The following is a 16,353-nucleotide window of genomic DNA, read 5'->3' on the forward strand; positions in this document are numbered from 1 at the left end:
GCCCGCGCCCGGCAGGGTGTGCTCGGCGCCCCGATCGCGCGCGTCGAGGGGCCGTTGAAGGTCACCGGCGCCGCGACCTACGCCTATGAACATGCGCCGGAGGGGACGCTCTACGCCGCGATCGTCGGCGCGCCGGTCGGCAGCGGGGCGCGTGGCCTGGATCGACGACGCCGCGGCCAAGGCGCTTCCCGGCGTCGTCGCCGTCATCCACGACGATCCGCGCATCCCCGCGGGCGAGGGCAACTCCCGCGCGATGCCGTCGCAGGGCACCGACCGCATCTTCCACCACGGCCAGCCGGTGGCGATCGTCGTTGCGGAGACGCAGGCCGCCGCGCGCGAGGGCGCGACGCTGGTCCGGGTCGAAGTGGACGCCAAGGAGGGCCGCTTCGACATGGCGACGGAGCCGGTCCAGCGCGATCACAAGCTGGGCTTCCTGCCCGCGATCGACATCGGCGATGTCGAGGCCGCGCTGGCCGACGCCGAGGTGACATTCGACGCCACCTACGAGACCCCCGTCCACTTCCCTGCCGCGCTGGAGCCGCATGCCTCCACCATCTGGTGGGAGGGCGACGTGCTGACGGTGCGCTCCAGCAACCAGGTGATCGGCGGCGCGCAGGGCACGATCGCCAAGGCGATGGGACTGCCCGCGGAGCGCGTCCGCGTCCTCGCCCCCTATGTCGGCGGCGGCTTCGGCGGGAAGACAGGGGTCGGGCCGGAGGTCGTCATGGCCGCGATCGCCGCGGAGAAGCTGCGTCGCCCGGTCAAGGTCGCGCTGCCCCGCCGCGACACCGCCTATCTGGTCCATCACCGCAGCGCGACGACGCAGCGCGTCCGCATTGCATGCGACAAGAACGGGCGCATCGCCGCCTTCGCGCATGAAGGCGTCGCGGCGCAGAACGACGACAGCGCGTTCCTGGAGCCGATCCCGTTCGGCTCGATCCCGCTCTATGCCGGTGCGGCGCGACGCTTCCGCACCGATCTGGTCCGCGTCGACCTGCCGCCCACCGGCGCGGTGCGCGCGCCGGGCGAGGCGATCGGCACCTTCGCGGTGGAATGCGCGATGGACGAACTCGCCGAGCGGCTCGACCTCGATCCGATCGAGCTGCGCCGCCGCAACGAACCGGAGCGCGATCCCACCAGCGGCAAGCCCTTCTCCACCCGCAAGATGCTGGAATGCTATGACGAGGGCGCACGCCGCTTCGGCTGGCCCGATCGCGTCCCCGCGCCGGGCAGCGTGCGCGAGGGCGACTGGCTGATCGGCATCGGCATGGCCGCCAGCCTGCGTGGCAATTTCACCGTCGAGGCGGCGGCGACGGTACGGCTGGAGGCGAACGGCCGCGCCGCGGTCGAATGCGACATGACCGATATCGGCACCGGCACCTATACCATCCTGGCGCAGACCGTGGCGGAGATCCTGGGCCTGTCGCCCGGCGAGGTCGACGTGCGGATCGGCGACACCAACTATCCCAAGAGCGCCGGCTCCGGCGGGTCGTTCGGCGCCGGCAGCGCGGCCTCGGCCGCGGCGCTGGCGTGCGAGGATATCGTCGCCGAACTCGCGCGCCGGATGAACGCCGCGCCCGAGGAACTGTCGCTCGCCGACGGCTGCGTCACCGCGGACGGGCGGCAGGTACCGCTCGCCGAACTGGTCCGCGGGCAGCCGATCACGGGCGAGGGCAAGAGCCGTCCCGGCGCACAGGCGAAGAAGACCAGCCAGGCCAGCCACGGCGCGCAATTCTGCGAGGTGGCGGTCAACGCGGTCACCGGCGAGGTGCGCGTGCGCCGGATGCTGGGCGTGTTCGACGTCGGCCGCGTCCTCAACCGCGCGACCGCGGGCAACCAGATCGTCGGCGGAATGGTATGGGGCGTCAGCTACGCGCTGGGCGAGGCGGCGGTGGTCGACACCCGCACGGGACGATTCGTGAACCCCGATTTCGGCGAATATCACGTCGCGGTGAATGCCGACGTGCCGCAGATCGAATGCCATTTCATCGAGGAGATCGACGATGCCGCCAACCAGGCCGGCGCGAAGGGTGTCGGCGAGCTGGGCATTTCGGGTGCCGGCGCGGCGGTGGTCAACGCGATCTACAACGCCACCGGTATCCGCACCCGCGAGGTGCCGGTGACGCTCGACACGCTGCTGGCGGGGTTGCCGGCGGTCTGAAACAATCACCCTCACCCTTCCCACCCGGCTACGCCGGGCGGGCCCCTTCCCTCTCCCGCCGGGAGAGGGAGGGAGCGGCAAAGCCGCGGAAGGGTGAGGGCGCACGAGAAAGCAAAGACATGGCCGACAACGATTCCGTCCTCGCCGCCGCCCGCGACTGGAAGGGTGCGCGCCTCGCGCTCGCCACCGTCGTCTCGACCTGGGGCAGCGCGCCGCGTCCGCGCGGCAGCCATATGCTGGTGCATGAGGACGGCCGCTTCGAAGGCTCCGTCTCCGGCGGCTGCGTCGAGGGCGAGATCCTCGACACCGCCGCGCGCGTCATCGCGGGCGAACCGTTTCAGGTGAAGACCTATGGCGTTGCCGACGACAGCGCATGGGAGGTGGGGCTGCCGTGCGGCGGACAGATATCGGTCATGGTCCAGCCGGTCTCCGCCGAAGGCTTCGACCCCGAATTGTTCGACCGGATCGCGGAGGCGCGCGACGCCGGCCGCGCCCTGACCGTCACCACCGACCTCGCCAGCGGCCATGCCGACCTGCGCCCCGTGGAAACGGGCGAGGTGTTCGCCAACCGCTACGACCCGCCGCGCCGGCTGTTGATCGTCGGCGCGGTGCAGATCGCGCAGTCGCTCGCCGCGCTCGCCGCGACGCTGGGGATCGAGACGGTGGTGATCGACCCGCGCGGCCGGTTCCTGACCGAGGAGCGGTTCCCCGGCGTCACGCTCGACGATCGCTGGCCCGACGAGGCCGTGGCGGCGTGGACGCCCGGCCCCTCGACCGCGGTGGTGACGCTGAGCCACGATACCAAGATCGACGACCCCGCGCTGGTCGCGGCGCTTGCCGCCGACACCGCCTATGTCGGCGCGCTCGGCAGCCGCAAGAGCCATGCCGCGCGGCGGGAGCGCCTGACGCAGATGGGCGTTGATGCGGATCAGCTCGATCGCATCGATGGCCCCGTGGGGATCGACATCGGTGCGATCGGCCCGGCGGAGATCGCGCTGTCGATCGCCGCCGCCATGGTGGGAGCGTTCCATGATCGCCGTTGAAGATACCGTCCTCATCCTCCTCGCGGCCGGCCGGTCGGAGCGGTTCGGCGATGTCGGCAGCAAGCTGGACCAGCCGTTCCTGTCACGCCCGCTGGGGCTGCATGTCGCGGTCGCGCTGGAAGACATGCCGTTCAAGCGGCGCATCGCGGTGGTCGACGGGTGCCGGCTCGATTACGCGCAGCACGGCTTTACCGTGCTCCACAACGAGGATCCCGACCGCGACATGGCCTCGTCGGTGCGGATGGGGGTGGAATGCGCGCGCGCGCTCGACGCGCATGCGGTGCTGATCGCGCTCGCCGACATGCCGCGCGTCACCGCGTCGCACATCTATCGCCTGATGGATGCCGCCGACAGCGAGGACGCGGTGGTCGCGTCGAGCGACGGCGTGTCGCCCAGGCCACCCGCGCTGTTCGGGCGCGCCCGCTTCGACGACGTGCTCGCGATCAGCGGCGATCAGGGCGCGCGCGACCTGATCCAGGCCGGGCGCCACGTCGTCACCAACGCAGCCGAGCTGATCGACGTCGACACGCGCGAGGACCTGAAGGAGCTACAACGGCTGGTCCACGCGCCGGAGCCGTTGAACCGGATGGATTCGCACGCGATCCGCAAATAGGTTCGTCACCCCGGACCTGATCCGGGGTGACGAAAGTTATTCGTGCCGCAACGCGTCGATCGGGTTCAGCGCCGCCGCGCGGCGTGCGGGGAAATAGCCGAACACCACCCCGATCACCGCGGAGATCGCGAACGCCACCAGGTTGATCTGCGGGTCGAACGTCCACGGCACCTGCAACAGCGGGGTCAGCCCCGCGATCACCCCCTGCGCGATCACCAGCCCGATCAGCCCGCCCAGGCACGATAGCACCACCGCCTCGACCAGGAACTGCAACAGCACCTCGCGCGCGACCGCACCGATGGCGAGGCGGATGCCAATCTCGCGCGTGCGTTCGGTGACGCTCACCAGCATGATGTTCATGATGCCGATCCCGCCCACCACCAGGCTGATCGCCGCCACCGCCGCGACGATCCGGGTCAGCGCGGTGGTGGTGCCGGTCAGCGTGTCCGAAATCTGCTTGGTGTCGAAGATGTTGAAATTGTCCTCGCGCCCGCCGTCGATGCGACGGCGCTCGCGCAGCAGGTCGGTGATCCCGGCCTGCACGGTCGCGGTGGCATAGGCCTGGTCCACCCCCACCAGCATCAGCCGGACGTCGCGATTGCCGGTGAAGCGGCGTTGCACCGCCTTGATCGGCATGATGACGACATCGTCCTGATCGCCGCCGAACCCGGCCTGCCCGCGCGTCGACAGCAATCCGATCACGTCGCAGCTGACGTTGCCCAGCCGGAAGCGCTGCCCCACCGCATCGCCGCCGCGGAACAGGTTCTGGCGCACGGTATTGCCGATGATGCACACCGCCTTGCCCGCCTGCTCCTCCGCCGGGGTCCATTGCCGCCCGGCGACCAACGGCCACGGCTGGACCTGGAAATAGGCGGCGGTGGTCCCGTTGATCGTGGTCGACCAGTTCGCACCTTCGTAGATCGCGGTGGCGGTCGACTGCGCCTGCGGGGCGACCGCGGTGACGCCCGCGATCTGCTCCGCGATCGCGCTCACGTCCTCCGGCGCGAAATCGGGCGGACGCGGCCCGCCGCCGCCGCGGCCGAAGCCCTGACCGGGGCGGATCTGGAGGATGTTGGTGCCCAGCGCCGCGATCTGCGACTGCACCGCCGCGGTGGTCGCCTTGCCCAGCGTCACCATGGTGACGACCGCGCCGACGCCGATGACGATGCCGAGGATGGTCAGGAACGACCGCAGCAGATGCCGCCGGATCGAGCGGATCGCGAGGAGGAAGGTGGTGCCGAGCATCCTAACGCCCTCTCCCCTGGCCAGGGGAGAGGATAGCGAAGCTTGCGAGCCTGCTCGCTAGCGCAGCTTGGTGAGGGGTGGTGCGCGCCGCGGGCGCGCGCGGCGCATCGCGCCGCTCACCCCTCACCCAACTGCGACTAGGCGGCACGGCCGCCAAGTCTCCGTATCCCTCTCCCCTTGCAGGGGCGAGGGCGACATGTGTCCTCACGCCACCGCCTCCCCCTGCGCGTGCGTCTCGATCCGCTCGACCAGCCCGTCCTTGAAATGCACCAACGTCCGCGCGAACGCCGCCATGTCGGGTTCGTGCGTCACCATCAGCACGGTGATCCCGACGTCGCGGTTCAGCCCAGTCAGCAATTCCATGATCTCCACCGAGCGTTCCGAATCGAGGTTGCCGGTCGGTTCGTCCGCCAGCAGCACGTCGGGCTCGGTCACGATCGCGCGCGCGATCGCGACGCGCTGCTGCTGCCCGCCGGACAGTTCGGCGGGCGTATGGTCCCACCATTGGTCGAGGCCCACCTTCTCCAGCGCGGCCATCGCGCGGTCACGCCGCGCGCGCTTCTCGTCGCCGCGATACAACAGCGGCAGTTCGACATTCTCCAGCGCGCTGGTGCGCGACAGCAGGTTGAACCCCTGGAACACGAAGCCGAGATAGCGCCGCCGCAGCAGCGCGCGCTGGTCGCGGTCCAGCGTCTCGACATGGTGCCCGCGGAACAGGAACGTGCCCGCGCTCGGCACGTCCAGACAGCCCAGGATGTTCATCGTCGTCGACTTGCCGGAGCCGGACGGCCCCATCACCGCGACGAAATCGCCCGCCACGATGTCGAGGTCGATGCCCTTGAGCGCGTGGAACTGCGTCGCCCCGGTGCCATAGACCTTGGTGACGCCACGCAGCGCGATGAGCGGGTCGGCGCTACTGGCCACCGGCCCCGCCCGCCGCGCGCCGCCGCTGCCCGCCGCTGCCACTGGAACCGCCGCCACCTGCGCCCCCACCTGCGCCATCGCTCGACAATTGCCCGGTGATGACCGGCATCCCCGCGGTCAGCCCGCCCGACAGCACCTCGGTCTGCGATCCGTTGGTGTCGCCGGTGGTGACCTGGACCGCGCGCGGCTTGCCGTCGTCGCCGACGACGTACAGCGTCTGCGTCGCGCCGCGGCCGACCTGCGCGCTGCGTTCCGCCCCGCCACCGCCGCGACGCGGCCCGCGCGGGATGATCGACCCGGTGATGCCTCCGCCGCTCGCCCCCGCCCCGCTCGACGGCTTGAAGCGGAAGGCGGCGTTGGGGACCAGCAGCACGTTGCGCTTGTCCGCGGTGACGATGTCCGCGGTCGCGGTCATGCCGGGACGCAATTGCAGCGTCGGGTTGGAAACGGTCAGGTCGGCGGCATAGGATACCACCTGCCCGGTCGTGCTGGTCGTGCTGCTGCCGGTCGTGGAGGTGGAGGACGTCGCGTTGCTGACCGTCAGGTTCGACCCCAGGTCGACGCGCGTGATCGTCGCCGGGAAGGTGCGGCCGGGGAAGGCATCGACGGTGAAGCTGGCCTTCTGCCCGTTGCGCACCTCGCCCACGTCGGCCTCGTCGATCGCGACCTCCAGCTTCATGCGCGTCAGATCCTCGGCGATCACGAACAGCGTCGGCGTGTTGAACGACGCGGCCACGGTCTGGCCGGGGTCGACCTGCCGCGCCAGCACCACGCCGTTGACGGGGGAGCGGATGATCGCGCGCGCGCGCTGCGTCTGCGATTGCGACAGCTGCGCGCGCGCCGCGGTGACATTGGCCTCCGCCACCTTCAGCGCGGCGACCGCGCGCTGCGCATCGGCCTGCCCGGTCTGCAGCTCGGTCTTCGACGGGACGCGACCGTTCGACAGGCGGTACACTTCCTGCAACCGTGCCAGCTGCGCCTGAGTCTCGGCGACGGTGGCGCGGGCCTGGTTCACCTGCGCCTCGTTCGCGGCGAGCGTGGCCTGACCGGCGCGGATCTGGTCGTCGATCTGTTCGGGATCGATCAGCGCCAGCGGCTGGTTCGCCACGACGCGGTCGTTGACGTCGACCACCACGCGCGTGACCAGCCCGGAGAGCTGCGAGCCGACCGTCACCTGATTGGTCGGCGCCAGCTTGCCCGTCGCGGACACGGTGACGGTCAAGTTGCCGCGCTGCGCCGGGGTGGTGGCATAGCGCACGTCCTGCCCGCCGCCGAACACGCAGCGCGACAGCACCAGCAGCAGCAGCACGACGCCCGCCGCCACCAGCGCCCATTTCGCCCAGCGGCGCCACGCCGGCTGCGGCTTCACCCCCAGGAAATCGTCGAGTGCGGTATCGGCCATCAGGGGGTTCCTGCGGGAACGGAAGAGGGGGTGGCGGGCGCCGTGGGCACGATCGCGGCGTCCCAGCCGCCGCCCAACGCCCCGAACAGCTGGACCAGCGCCGTCGCCGCATCGGCGCGCGCCTGCGCCACGCCGTTGCGTGCGGACAAGGCGGCGGCCTCCTGCTGGCTCAGCGTCGTGAAATCGGTCAGCCCGCTGCGATACAGGCTGCGCGACAGGATCGCGGCGGCATCGGCGGCATCCGCCGCGGTCGCCAGCGTCGCCTCGCGCCGCTGCGCGGTGTCGAGCGCGACGACCGCATTCTCGACATCCTCCAGCGCGGTCAGCACCGTCCCCTTGTACGCGGCGAGCGCGGCATCGGCGGCGGCGCGCTGCCCGCGCACCTGGCTGCGCAGCCGCCCGCCGTTGAAGATCGCCTGCGTCACCCCCGCGAACAGCCCGCCGGTAACGGTGTCGAGCAGGCTGCCGATCGTGCCGGCACGCGTGTTGATGTTCCCGCTGATCGCCAGATTGGGGTAGAGCGCGGCCTCCGCCACCCCGATCCGCGCGGTCGCACCGGCCAGCTGCCGCTCGGCCGCGCGCACGTCGGGTCGCTGGCGCAGCACGTCCGCGGGGATGCCGACGCCCTGCGCGGGCAGCCCGACCGGGATCGCCCGCACGCTGGCCATCAACGGCTTCAGCGCACCCGGCGCCTGCGCGGTCAGCACGCCCAGCCGCGAGACGGCTGCATTATATTGCTGCTCCAGCGTCGGGATCGTCGCCGCGGTCTGCGCGCGCTGGACCCGCGCCTGTTCCTGATCGAGCGAGGACACCAGCCCGGCCTGCACGCGGAACCCGGCGATCTCCAGATTGTCGTCCTGCAAGGCGAGCGATGCACGCGCGTTCGCCAGCTGCGCCTGATACAGCCGCGCCAGCACGTAATTGCGCGCCACCTCCTGCTCGACCGACAGCAGCGTCGTGGCATAATCGAACCCGGACGCCTGATAGTCCGCGCGGCTCGCCTCGATCGTGCGGCGCACCTCGCCGAACAGCCCCAGCTGATATTGCGCGCTGGCGCCCAGCGAGAAGTTGTTGGCCCCGCCCCCGCCGACGTTCTGGACGGTGCCGTCGGGCAGCGTGATCGTCTGCCCGCCGCCCGCCAGCGTCTCCGACCGGCTATAGCCCGCAGTACCGCTGACGCTGGGAAGCAGGTCGGCGCGGCTCTGCACCAGCGCCTCGCGCGCCTGGCGCAGCCGCGCCACCGCCTGCGCCACGTCCAGATTGGCGGCCGCGGCCCGCTCGACCAACTGCCCCAGCACCGGATCGTCGAACCGCCGCCACCAGCGCGTCAAATCCTCGCGCGTCGGCGCGGCGGGGACGGAGAAGGCGGCGGGCACACCAAGCTCGGCCGGCGTCTGCGGGCGATAGTCCGGCCCCACGCTGCACCCCGCCACCGCGAGCGACAGGAGGGGGACGAGGGGGCGGCAGCGCATGCCGTCGTGCATGAAGGGGGATGACGGGCGCGTAAAGGCCGAAACTGTCGCGATATGTCGCGGGTTTGACACGTTCTCGCCGTCATGCCGGACTTGACCCGGCATCCAGGGCGCCGCGCCCCTCACCTGGATTGGCGCGCGGAACCCTGGACCCCGGGTCAAGCCCGGGGTGACGGTGTACGTGGGGCGACCGTGCGCGCCTACTCCAGTTCGAGGATCACCTGATCGACCGCTAGGCTCTCGCCGGCCTTGGCGCTGACCGTCTTTACCGTCGCGGATTTCTCGGCGCGCAGGATGTTCTCCATTTTCATCGCCTCGACCACCGCCAGTGCCTGACCCGCCTCGACCCGATCGCCCTCGGCCACGTCCAGCCGCACCAGCAGCCCCGGCATCGGCGCGATCAGGAACTTGGAGAGATCGGGCGGCACCTTCTCGATCAGATGCCGGGCATAGCCCGCAATCCGCGCCGGCAGCGCACGCACCTTGTGCGCCGCGCCGCGTGCGGTCAGCGTGAAGCCGGCGCGCGTCGGCGCGACCTTCACCGTCACCCCGCCGACCCGCGCGGTGCGATCCAGCGAGGCGTAGTCGACCGCATCCGGCAGTGCCTTGCCATCGACCGACACCGTGCCGTCCGCCAGTACCACGCGATGGTCGCGCTTGCCGACGCGCACCACCCATTCGGTCGGTGCCGCCAGCGCGTGACCCAATTGCCCGTCGATCGAGCGCGCGCGCGCCGCCTTGTCGTGCGCCGCCACCGCGGCGACGCCGGCCAGCGTCGCGACCAGCGCATCGTCCGCCGGCGCGCCATGGAACCCCTCGGGATATTCCTCCGCGATGAACCCGGTGGTGATGTTGCCGGAGCGGAAGCGCGGATGCTGCATCAGCGCGGAGAGGAAATCCAGATTCGTCCCCGGCCCCTCGATCTCGAACGCGTCGAGCGCGGCGACCTGCCTGTCGATCGCCTCCTCGCGCGTCTTCCCGTGCGTTACCAGCTTGGCGATCATGGGATCGTAGAACATGCTGACCTCGCCACCCTCGCGCACGCCGTCGTCGACGCGCACGCCCGCACCGGCCGCGGGCGGACGATAGCGCACCAGCCGCCCGATCGACGGCAGGAAGCCGCGATACGGATCCTCGGCATAGACGCGGTTCTCGACCGACCAGCCGTTGATCTTCACATCCTTCTGCCCAAACGACAGTTTCTCGCCCGCCGCGACGCGGATCATCTGCTCGACCAGATCGAGCCCGGTGATCTCCTCGGTGACGGGATGCTCGACCTGAAGGCGGGTGTTCATCTCAAGGAAATAGAAGCTCTCGCCGGTCTTGTCCGCGCCGCTGACGATCAGCTCGACCGTGCCGGCGCTGAAATAGCCGACCGCACGCGCCAGCGCGACCGCCTGCTCGCCCATCGCCTTGCGCATCTTCGGCGTCACGAACGGCGATGGCGCTTCCTCGACCACCTTCTGGTGGCGGCGCTGCACCGAACATTCGCGCTCGTTGAGATAAACGATATTGCCGTGCTGGTCGCCCAGCACCTGGATCTCGATATGCCGCGGGCTTTCGATGAACTTCTCGATGAAGACGCGGTCGTCGCCGAACGACGCCAGCCCCTCGCGCTTGGTCGCCTCGAAGCCTTCGCGCACGTCCTTCTCGGACCAGGCGAGCCGCATCCCCTTGCCGCCGCCGCCCGCCGACGCCTTCATCATCACCGGATAGCCGATGTCGTTGGCGATCTTCACCGCGGCATCGGTGTCCGCGATCTCCCCCAGGAAGCCGGGAACGACGTTGACGCCGGCCTGCTTCGCCAGCTTCTTCGACTCGATCTTGTCGCCCATCGCGGCGATCGCCTTGGGCGGCGGCCCGACGAAGGCGATGCCCGCGTCCGCGCACGCTCTGGCGAAGCTCTCGCGCTCGCTGAGGAAGCCATAGCCGGGGTGGATGCAGTCCGCGCCGGTCTCCTTCGCCGCCAGCAGGATCAGGTCCGCCTTGAGGTAGCTTTCCGCCGCCGGCGCCGGCCCCAGTCGCACCGCCTCGTCCGCCATCAGTACGTGCGGGCTGCGCGCGTCCGCGTCCGAATAGACCGCGACCGTCGCGATCCCCATCTTCTTGGCGGTGCGGAACACCCGACACGCGATCTCGCCACGATTGGCGACCAGGATCTTCTTGAACATCCTCTACCCTCTTCCGGTCCGTGATCCCGTGGCGGTTCGCGCCCGGCTCAGATTACGTCCTCGTCACCCCGGGCTTGACCCGGGGTCCCGCTCACTTCCTGCCCGCCGAAGCAGCGGGACCCCGGATCAAGTCCGGGGTGACGATACTTCGTCGGCTCATTCCGCCGCCTCGCACGCCCGCGCCCGCATCGGTTCCTCGGCCTGCATCGCACGCACGCCCAGCTTCGCGAACAGCGCGGCGTCGGCGCTGTCGCCGCGGTTGCCGGTGGTCAGCAGCTTGTCGCCGGTGAAGATCGAATTCGCACCCGCCATGAAGCACAAGGCCTGCGTCGCCTCCGACATGCTCTCGCGCCCCGCCGACAGCCGCACCATGCTGAGCGGCATCGTGATCCGCGCGACCGCGACGGTGCGGACGAACTCGATATCGTCGATCTTCGCGAGCGGCGTGTCCGCCAGCATGTCGCCCAGCACCGTGCCCTTCACCGGCACCAGCGCGTTGACCGGCACGCTTTCGGGATGCCGCGGCAGCGTGGCCAGCGCATGGACGAAGCCGACGCGATCCTCGCGCGTCTCCCCCATGCCGACGATCCCGCCGCAGCACACGTTGATCCCCGCCTGACGGACGTTCTCCAGCGTCTCCAGCCGCTCGCCGAACGTCCGCGTGGTGATGACCTCGCCATAACGCTCGGGCGAGGTGTCGATATTGTGGTTGTAATAGTCGAGCCCCGCCGCGGCGAGCCGGTCCGCCTGCGCCGGGGTGAGCATCCCCAGCGTCATGCAGGTCTCCATTCCCATGCCGCGCACGCCCTCGACCATCTGGACGATCGCGTCCATGTCGCGGTCCTTGGGGTTGCGCCACGCCGCGCCCATGCAGAAGCGCTGCGATCCGGCGTCCTTCGCCTCCGCCGCGCGCTGGAGCACCGCCTGCACGTCCATCAGCCTGGTCGCCTTGACCCCGCTGTCGGCGGCGACCGATTGCGAGCAATAGCCGCAATCCTCCGGACAGCCGCCGGTCTTGATCGACAGCAGCGTGCACAATTGCACCTCACCCACCGCATGATGCGCGCGATGCACCGTCTGCGCGCGGTACATCAGCTCGTCGAACGGCAGGTCGAAGAGATCCGCGATTTCGTCACGGGTCCAGTCGGTACGGGTCGTCATTCTGCGGCTTCCTCCTGCGGGGGCATGTTGTGCCCCAGCAGCCGTAGCACGTCTTCGGCCGCCGCGATCAGGTTCGTCCCCGGACCGAAGATCGCCTGCACGCCCGCGTCGAACAGCGCCTGATAGTCCTGCGCGGGGATCACGCCGCCCGCCACCACCTTGATGTCGGGCCGCCCGGCCTCGCGCAGATGGCCGATCAGCTCGGGGATCAGCGTCTTGTGCCCGGCCGCCAGACTGGACGCGCCGACGACGTCGACGTCCTTCTTCAACGCCAGTTCGGACGCCTCCTTGGGTGTCTGGAACAGCGGGCCGGGCACCACCTCGAAGCCGAGATCGCCGAACATGCTGCTCACCAGATTGGCGCCGCGGTCGTGCCCGTCCTGCCCCATCTTGGCGACGAACATGCGCGGACGACGGCCCAGCCGGCGCTCCACCGCCTCGACCCCGCGCAGCAGCCGCGCCCAGCGTGCATCCTCCTGATAGGCACCACCATAGATGCCCTTCACCGGCGTCGGCTGCGTGCCGTAGCGACCGAACACATCCTCCATTGCGCTGGAAATCTCGCCTAGCGTCGCACGCCGCCGCGCGCACTCGACCGCCAGTTCCAGCAGGTTGCCGTCGCCCTTCGCGCCCTCGCGCAGCGCATCCAGCGCGGCGCGGCAGGCGTCCTCGTCACGCTCCGCCTTCATCTTGTTGATGCGGCGGATCTGCGCCTCGCGCACCGCGTGATTGTCGACATCGAGGATCTCGATCGGATCCTCGTTATCCTTGCGGTATTTGTTGACGCCGACGATCACGTCCTCGCCGCGATCGACCCGCGCCGCACGCGCGGCGCTGGCTTCCTCGATCATCGCCTTGGGCCAGCCCGCGCCGACCGCCTTGGCCATGCCGCCCTCGCGCTCGACGCGCGCGATGATCTCCCAAGCATCGTCGACCAGCCGCTTCGTCAGCGCCTCGATATAATAGCTGCCGCCCAGCGGATCGACGACATTGCACATGCCGGTCTCCTCCTGGATCACCAGCTGCGTGTTGCGCGCGATCCGGGCGGAGAAGTCGGTCGGCAGCGCGATCGCCTCGTCCAGCGCGTTGGTGTGGAGCGACTGCGTCCCCCCCAGCATCGCCGCCATCGCCTCGATCGTGGTGCGCATGACGTTGTTGTACGGGTCCTGCTCGGTCAGCGAGACGCCGCTGGTCTGGCAATGCGTGCGCAGCATCTTGCTGCGCTCGTCCTTCGCGCCCAGCTGCGTCATCACGCGATGCCACAGCACGCGCGCGGCGCGCAGCTTCGCGATCTCCATGAAGAAATTCATGCCGATCGCGAAGAAGAAGCTGAGCCGCCCGGCGAACTTGTCGATGTCCAGCCCGCTGGCGACGCCGTATTTCACATATTCCATGCCGTCGGCGATGGTGAAGGCCAGCTCCTGCACCTGCGTCGCGCCGGCCTCCTGCATATGATAGCCGGAGATGGAGATGGAATTGAACTTCGGCATCTCGCGGCTGGTATAGCCGAAGATGTCGCTGATGATGCGCATGCTGGGTTCGGGCGGGTAGATATAGGTGTTGCGGACCATGAACTCCTTCAGGATGTCGTTCTGGATGGTCCCGTCGAGCAACTTGCGCTCGACCCCCTGTTCCTCGCCCGCAACGATGAAGAAGGCGAGGATCGGGATCACCGCGCCGTTCATCGTCATGCTGACCGACATCTGGTCGAGCGGGATGCCGTCGAACAGGATCTTCATATCCTCGACGCTGTCGATCGCCACGCCCGCCTTGCCGACGTCGCCGGTCACGCGCGGATGGTCGCTGTCATAGCCGCGGTGCGTGGCGAGGTCGAACGCGACCGACAGCCCCTTCTGCCCCGCCTTCAGGTTGCGGTGATAGAAAGCGTTCGACTCCTCCGCGGTCGAGAAGCCGGCATATTGCCGGATCGTCCACGGCCGCCCCGCATACATCGACGCGCGCACCCCGCGCGTGAACGGCGCGAAGCCGGGCAACCCCGGCTCCCAGTCGCCGACGTCGTCGGCGGTGTAGAGCGGCTTGACGTCGATCCCCTCCGGCGTCGCCCAGGTGAGGTCCTTGCCCTTCACCTCCTTCGCCGCGGCGGCCGCCCAGGCGTCGATCGTCGGCGCGCTCCGGGCAGGCGCGGGGGACGACACGGGCTTGGGCGCCGCGCCGCTATCCTCGCCGGTGTTGGTCTCGATCATGGGGTCGTTGCTCATAGCTCTTCCATCGGCCTCCAGCCGAACAGGGCGTCGCGCATATCGCTCGCGAAGCCGTGGACATTTCCGCCGCGCGGGTTGGCGCCCGCCACGCGGCCCTGGTCGTGCGCGCGGTCGATCGGGGCGCCGCGCACCGCACAGGCCAGCAGCGTGCCGACCCCGCCGTGCCCGACGAACAGCGTCGGCCGCACCTCCTGCCCCGCCAGCGTCTCGCGGATCGCGGCGACGATCCGCGTCTGGGCGTCGCGCGCTGTCTCCCATCCGCGCACCGACACGTCGGGGGTGGCGAAGAAGGCGTCCGCGGTCGCCTCGAACTCGTCGGGCGGCAGGAAGCCGGTGGCGGAGCGATCGTTCTCGCCCATGTCGCGACCGACCTCCACCGCCACGCCGATCGCGTCACCGATCAGCCGCGCGGTTTCCTGTGCCTTGTCCTCGTCGCTGCTGACGATCCGCTCGACGTCGCGCAGCCATGCGCGATCGCGGATCGCCTCCACCCGCGCGCGCCCTGCCGCGGACAGACCCCAGCGCGGCACCGGCACCGCGGGGTCGATCCGCACCTCGGGGTGCGACAGGTAGAGCGCGACGCTCACTTACTTGCCCTGGAACGCCGGCTTGCGCTTCTCCAGGAAGCTGCGCCCGCCTTCGCGCGCATCCTCGCTGCCGCCGGCGATCCGCTGTCCCTCGGCCTCGGCACGCAGCACCTCGTCGAACGTGCCGTCCAGCGCGGTCATGATGTTGCGGCGCATCGTCGCCAGCGCCACCGTCGGTCCCGCGGCCAGACGGGTGGCGAGCGCCAGCGCCTCGTCCTGCAACGCGGCATCCTCGACCGCCTTGTAGATCAGGCCCCATTCCTGCGCCTGGTCCGCGCCGATCCGCTCGCCCAGCATCATCATCTGCGTCGCGCGCGCCTTGCCGATCGCCTTCGTCAGCAGCCACGTCGATCCGCCGTCGGGGACCAGCCCGATGTTGACGAACGCCTGGAGGAAATAGGCCGACTTGCCCGCGAACACGAAGTCGCCCGACAGGCCGATCGAGCAGCCCACGCCCGCCGCCGGGCCGTTCACCGCGGTGACGACCGGCACCGGCAGCCGCATGATCTGGCTGAGCGCGGGATTGTAATAGTTCATCAGCGCACGGTGGCTGGCGTCGCCACCCTTCACCGCGCTGTCCGCTCCGCGCGCCTGCAGGTCCGCGCCCGAGCAGAAGGCACGCCCCGCGCCGGTGATCAGCACCGCGCGCGCGCCCTGCAGATCGTACAGCGCGACCGACAGGTCCTCCGCCATCTGGAGCGAGGCGGCGTTGAGCCGCTCCGGCCGGTTGAGCGTAACGACGAGGACGTCGCCCTTCTTCTCGGTCAGGATCGTTTCGTAATCGGCCATATCCGCTCTCCTCTTCCAATTGCCGTTCGTGGTGAGGAGAGGCTGACCCCGGACCTGATCCGGGGCTCCTCTCGAACCACCCGTCCTTCGAGACGCCGCTTCGACAAGCTCAGCAGCTCCTCAGGACGAACGGAGTGTCCTCAATGAGCCTCCTTCGGCTCTTCCATCAGTTCCACCAGCATCCCGCCGAAATCCTTGGGATGAACGAAGACGATCGGCGTCCCGTGCGCACCGATCCGCGGCTCGCCCAGCACGGTCGCACCGTTTTCCTTCAGATGCGCCACCGCGGCATGGATGTCGGGCACCTCGAAACAGACGTGATGCTGCCCGCCCGCCGGGTTCTTCTTCAGATAGCCCGCGATCGGGGAGTTCTGGTCATACGGCTCGATCAGTTCGATCTGCGTATTGGGCGCGTCGATGAAGCATACCTTCACCCCCTGCGCCTGCAGGTCGAACGGCTCGCCGATCGCCTCCGCGCCGAGCAGCGTGCGATAGGTTTCGATCGACTTGGCAATCGACGGTGTCGCGACGCCGACATGGTTGAGGCGGCCCAGGTTCATCGT

The 16,353-nt window shown here is 69.7% G+C and carries 13 protein-coding genes; 3 read left to right on the forward strand and 10 right to left on the reverse strand.

The genetic code is table 11. The annotated features are described in order from the left end of the window. Window positions 1-151 precede the first annotated feature (151 nt). The 3 genes from PGN14_RS00640 to PGN14_RS00650 all read left to right on the forward strand — a co-directional run bounded on the left by PGN14_RS00640 (window position 152) and on the right by PGN14_RS00650 (window position 3,817). Window positions 152-2,161, forward strand: coding sequence for a xanthine dehydrogenase family protein molybdopterin-binding subunit (locus PGN14_RS00640; protein ID WP_335297475.1), 2,010 nt, complete (start codon window positions 152-154; stop codon window positions 2,159-2,161). A 119-nt stretch (window positions 2,162-2,280) separates the two neighbouring features. Further along, a complete protein-coding gene (locus tag PGN14_RS00645) occupies window positions 2,281-3,204 on the forward strand; it encodes an XdhC family protein (RefSeq protein ID WP_335297476.1) in 924 nt (307 codons plus the stop codon). Further along, window positions 3,191-3,817, forward strand: a complete 627-nt coding sequence (locus tag PGN14_RS00650; protein ID WP_335297478.1) for a nucleotidyltransferase family protein — start codon at window positions 3,191-3,193, stop codon at window positions 3,815-3,817. The genes PGN14_RS00645 and PGN14_RS00650 overlap by 14 nt, the downstream gene beginning before the upstream one ends. Window positions 3,818-3,853: 36 nt before the next feature. Here PGN14_RS00650 and PGN14_RS00655 read toward each other — a convergent pair whose 3' ends face one another. The 10 genes from PGN14_RS00655 to mce form a co-directional block, all read right to left on the reverse strand. Beyond that, complete coding sequence (locus tag PGN14_RS00655; RefSeq protein ID WP_335297479.1) at window positions 3,854-5,062, reverse strand: ABC transporter permease; 1,209 nt, start codon at window positions 5,060-5,062, stop codon at window positions 3,854-3,856. Window positions 5,063-5,266: 204 nt separating this feature from the next. Continuing rightward, the gene (locus PGN14_RS00660; RefSeq protein WP_335297480.1) at window positions 5,267-6,064 is read right to left on the reverse strand and encodes an ABC transporter ATP-binding protein; all 798 of its coding nucleotides are present in this window, start codon (window positions 6,062-6,064) and stop codon (window positions 5,267-5,269) included. Continuing rightward, the gene (locus PGN14_RS00665) at window positions 5,976-7,388 is read right to left on the reverse strand and encodes an efflux RND transporter periplasmic adaptor subunit (protein ID WP_335297481.1); all 1,413 of its coding nucleotides are present in this window, start codon (window positions 7,386-7,388) and stop codon (window positions 5,976-5,978) included. Before PGN14_RS00665 ends, PGN14_RS00660 begins: the two co-directional genes overlap by 89 nt. Further along, window positions 7,388-8,860 carry an efflux transporter outer membrane subunit gene (locus PGN14_RS00670; RefSeq protein WP_335297483.1) on the reverse strand — a complete coding sequence of 491 codons (1,473 nt, stop codon included), beginning with the start codon at window positions 8,858-8,860 and terminating at the stop codon, window positions 7,388-7,390. The genes PGN14_RS00665 and PGN14_RS00670 overlap by 1 nt, the downstream gene beginning before the upstream one ends. Before the next feature lie 200 nt (window positions 8,861-9,060). Further along, window positions 9,061-11,031, reverse strand: coding sequence for an acetyl/propionyl/methylcrotonyl-CoA carboxylase subunit alpha (locus tag PGN14_RS00675; protein WP_335297484.1), 1,971 nt, complete (start codon window positions 11,029-11,031; stop codon window positions 9,061-9,063). A 156-nt stretch (window positions 11,032-11,187) separates the two neighbouring features. Beyond that, window positions 11,188-12,192 (reverse strand): biotin synthase BioB, encoded by a 1,005-nt coding sequence (bioB, locus tag PGN14_RS00680; RefSeq protein ID WP_335297485.1) that lies wholly within the window; start codon window positions 12,190-12,192, stop codon window positions 11,188-11,190. Continuing rightward, window positions 12,189-14,411 (reverse strand): methylmalonyl-CoA mutase, encoded by a 2,223-nt coding sequence (scpA, locus tag PGN14_RS00685; RefSeq protein WP_335297486.1) that lies wholly within the window; start codon window positions 14,409-14,411, stop codon window positions 12,189-12,191. Before scpA ends, bioB begins: the two co-directional genes overlap by 4 nt. Then, a complete protein-coding gene (locus PGN14_RS00690) occupies window positions 14,408-15,001 on the reverse strand; it encodes a histidine phosphatase family protein (protein WP_335297487.1) in 594 nt (197 codons plus the stop codon). The genes scpA and PGN14_RS00690 overlap by 4 nt, the downstream gene beginning before the upstream one ends. Further along, window positions 15,002-15,790, reverse strand: a complete 789-nt coding sequence (locus tag PGN14_RS00695) for an enoyl-CoA hydratase-related protein (protein WP_335297488.1) — start codon at window positions 15,788-15,790, stop codon at window positions 15,002-15,004. 140 nt (window positions 15,791-15,930) lie between these two features. Then, window positions 15,931-16,350 carry a methylmalonyl-CoA epimerase gene (gene mce / locus PGN14_RS00700; RefSeq protein WP_335298013.1) on the reverse strand — a complete coding sequence of 140 codons (420 nt, stop codon included), beginning with the start codon at window positions 16,348-16,350 and terminating at the stop codon, window positions 15,931-15,933. Window positions 16,351-16,353 lie beyond the last annotated feature (3 nt).

The sequence above is a fragment of the Sphingomonas adhaesiva genome (genome assembly GCF_036946305.1).
Taxonomy (GTDB): Bacteria; Pseudomonadota; Alphaproteobacteria; order Sphingomonadales; family Sphingomonadaceae; genus Sphingomonas; species Sphingomonas adhaesiva_B.

Bases quoted from the DNA above. Each gene is read 5' to 3' on its own strand.
- PGN14_RS00645 (WP_335297476.1), top strand. From the start codon at position 2,281: ATGGCCGACAACGATTCCGTCCTCGCCGCCGCCCGCGACTGGAAGGGT.
- PGN14_RS00650 (WP_335297478.1), top strand. From the start codon at position 3,191: ATGATCGCCGTTGAAGATACCGTCCTCATCCTCCTCGCGGCCGGCCGG.
- PGN14_RS00655 (WP_335297479.1), bottom strand. From the start codon at position 5,062: ATGCTCGGCACCACCTTCCTCCTCGCGATCCGCTCGATCCGGCGGCAT.
- PGN14_RS00660 (WP_335297480.1), bottom strand. From the start codon at position 6,064: ATGGCGCAGGTGGGGGCGCAGGTGGCGGCGGTTCCAGTGGCAGCGGCG.
- PGN14_RS00665 (WP_335297481.1), bottom strand. From the start codon at position 7,388: ATGGCCGATACCGCACTCGACGATTTCCTGGGGGTGAAGCCGCAGCCG.
- PGN14_RS00670 (WP_335297483.1), bottom strand. From the start codon at position 8,860: ATGCGCTGCCGCCCCCTCGTCCCCCTCCTGTCGCTCGCGGTGGCGGGG.
- PGN14_RS00675 (WP_335297484.1), bottom strand. From the start codon at position 11,031: ATGTTCAAGAAGATCCTGGTCGCCAATCGTGGCGAGATCGCGTGTCGG.
- bioB (WP_335297485.1), bottom strand. From the start codon at position 12,192: ATGACGACCCGTACCGACTGGACCCGTGACGAAATCGCGGATCTCTTC.
- scpA (WP_335297486.1), bottom strand. From the start codon at position 14,411: ATGAGCAACGACCCCATGATCGAGACCAACACCGGCGAGGATAGCGGC.
- PGN14_RS00695 (WP_335297488.1), bottom strand. From the start codon at position 15,790: ATGGCCGATTACGAAACGATCCTGACCGAGAAGAAGGGCGACGTCCTC.
- mce (WP_335298013.1), bottom strand. From the start codon at position 16,350: ATGAACCTGGGCCGCCTCAACCATGTCGGCGTCGCGACACCGTCGATT.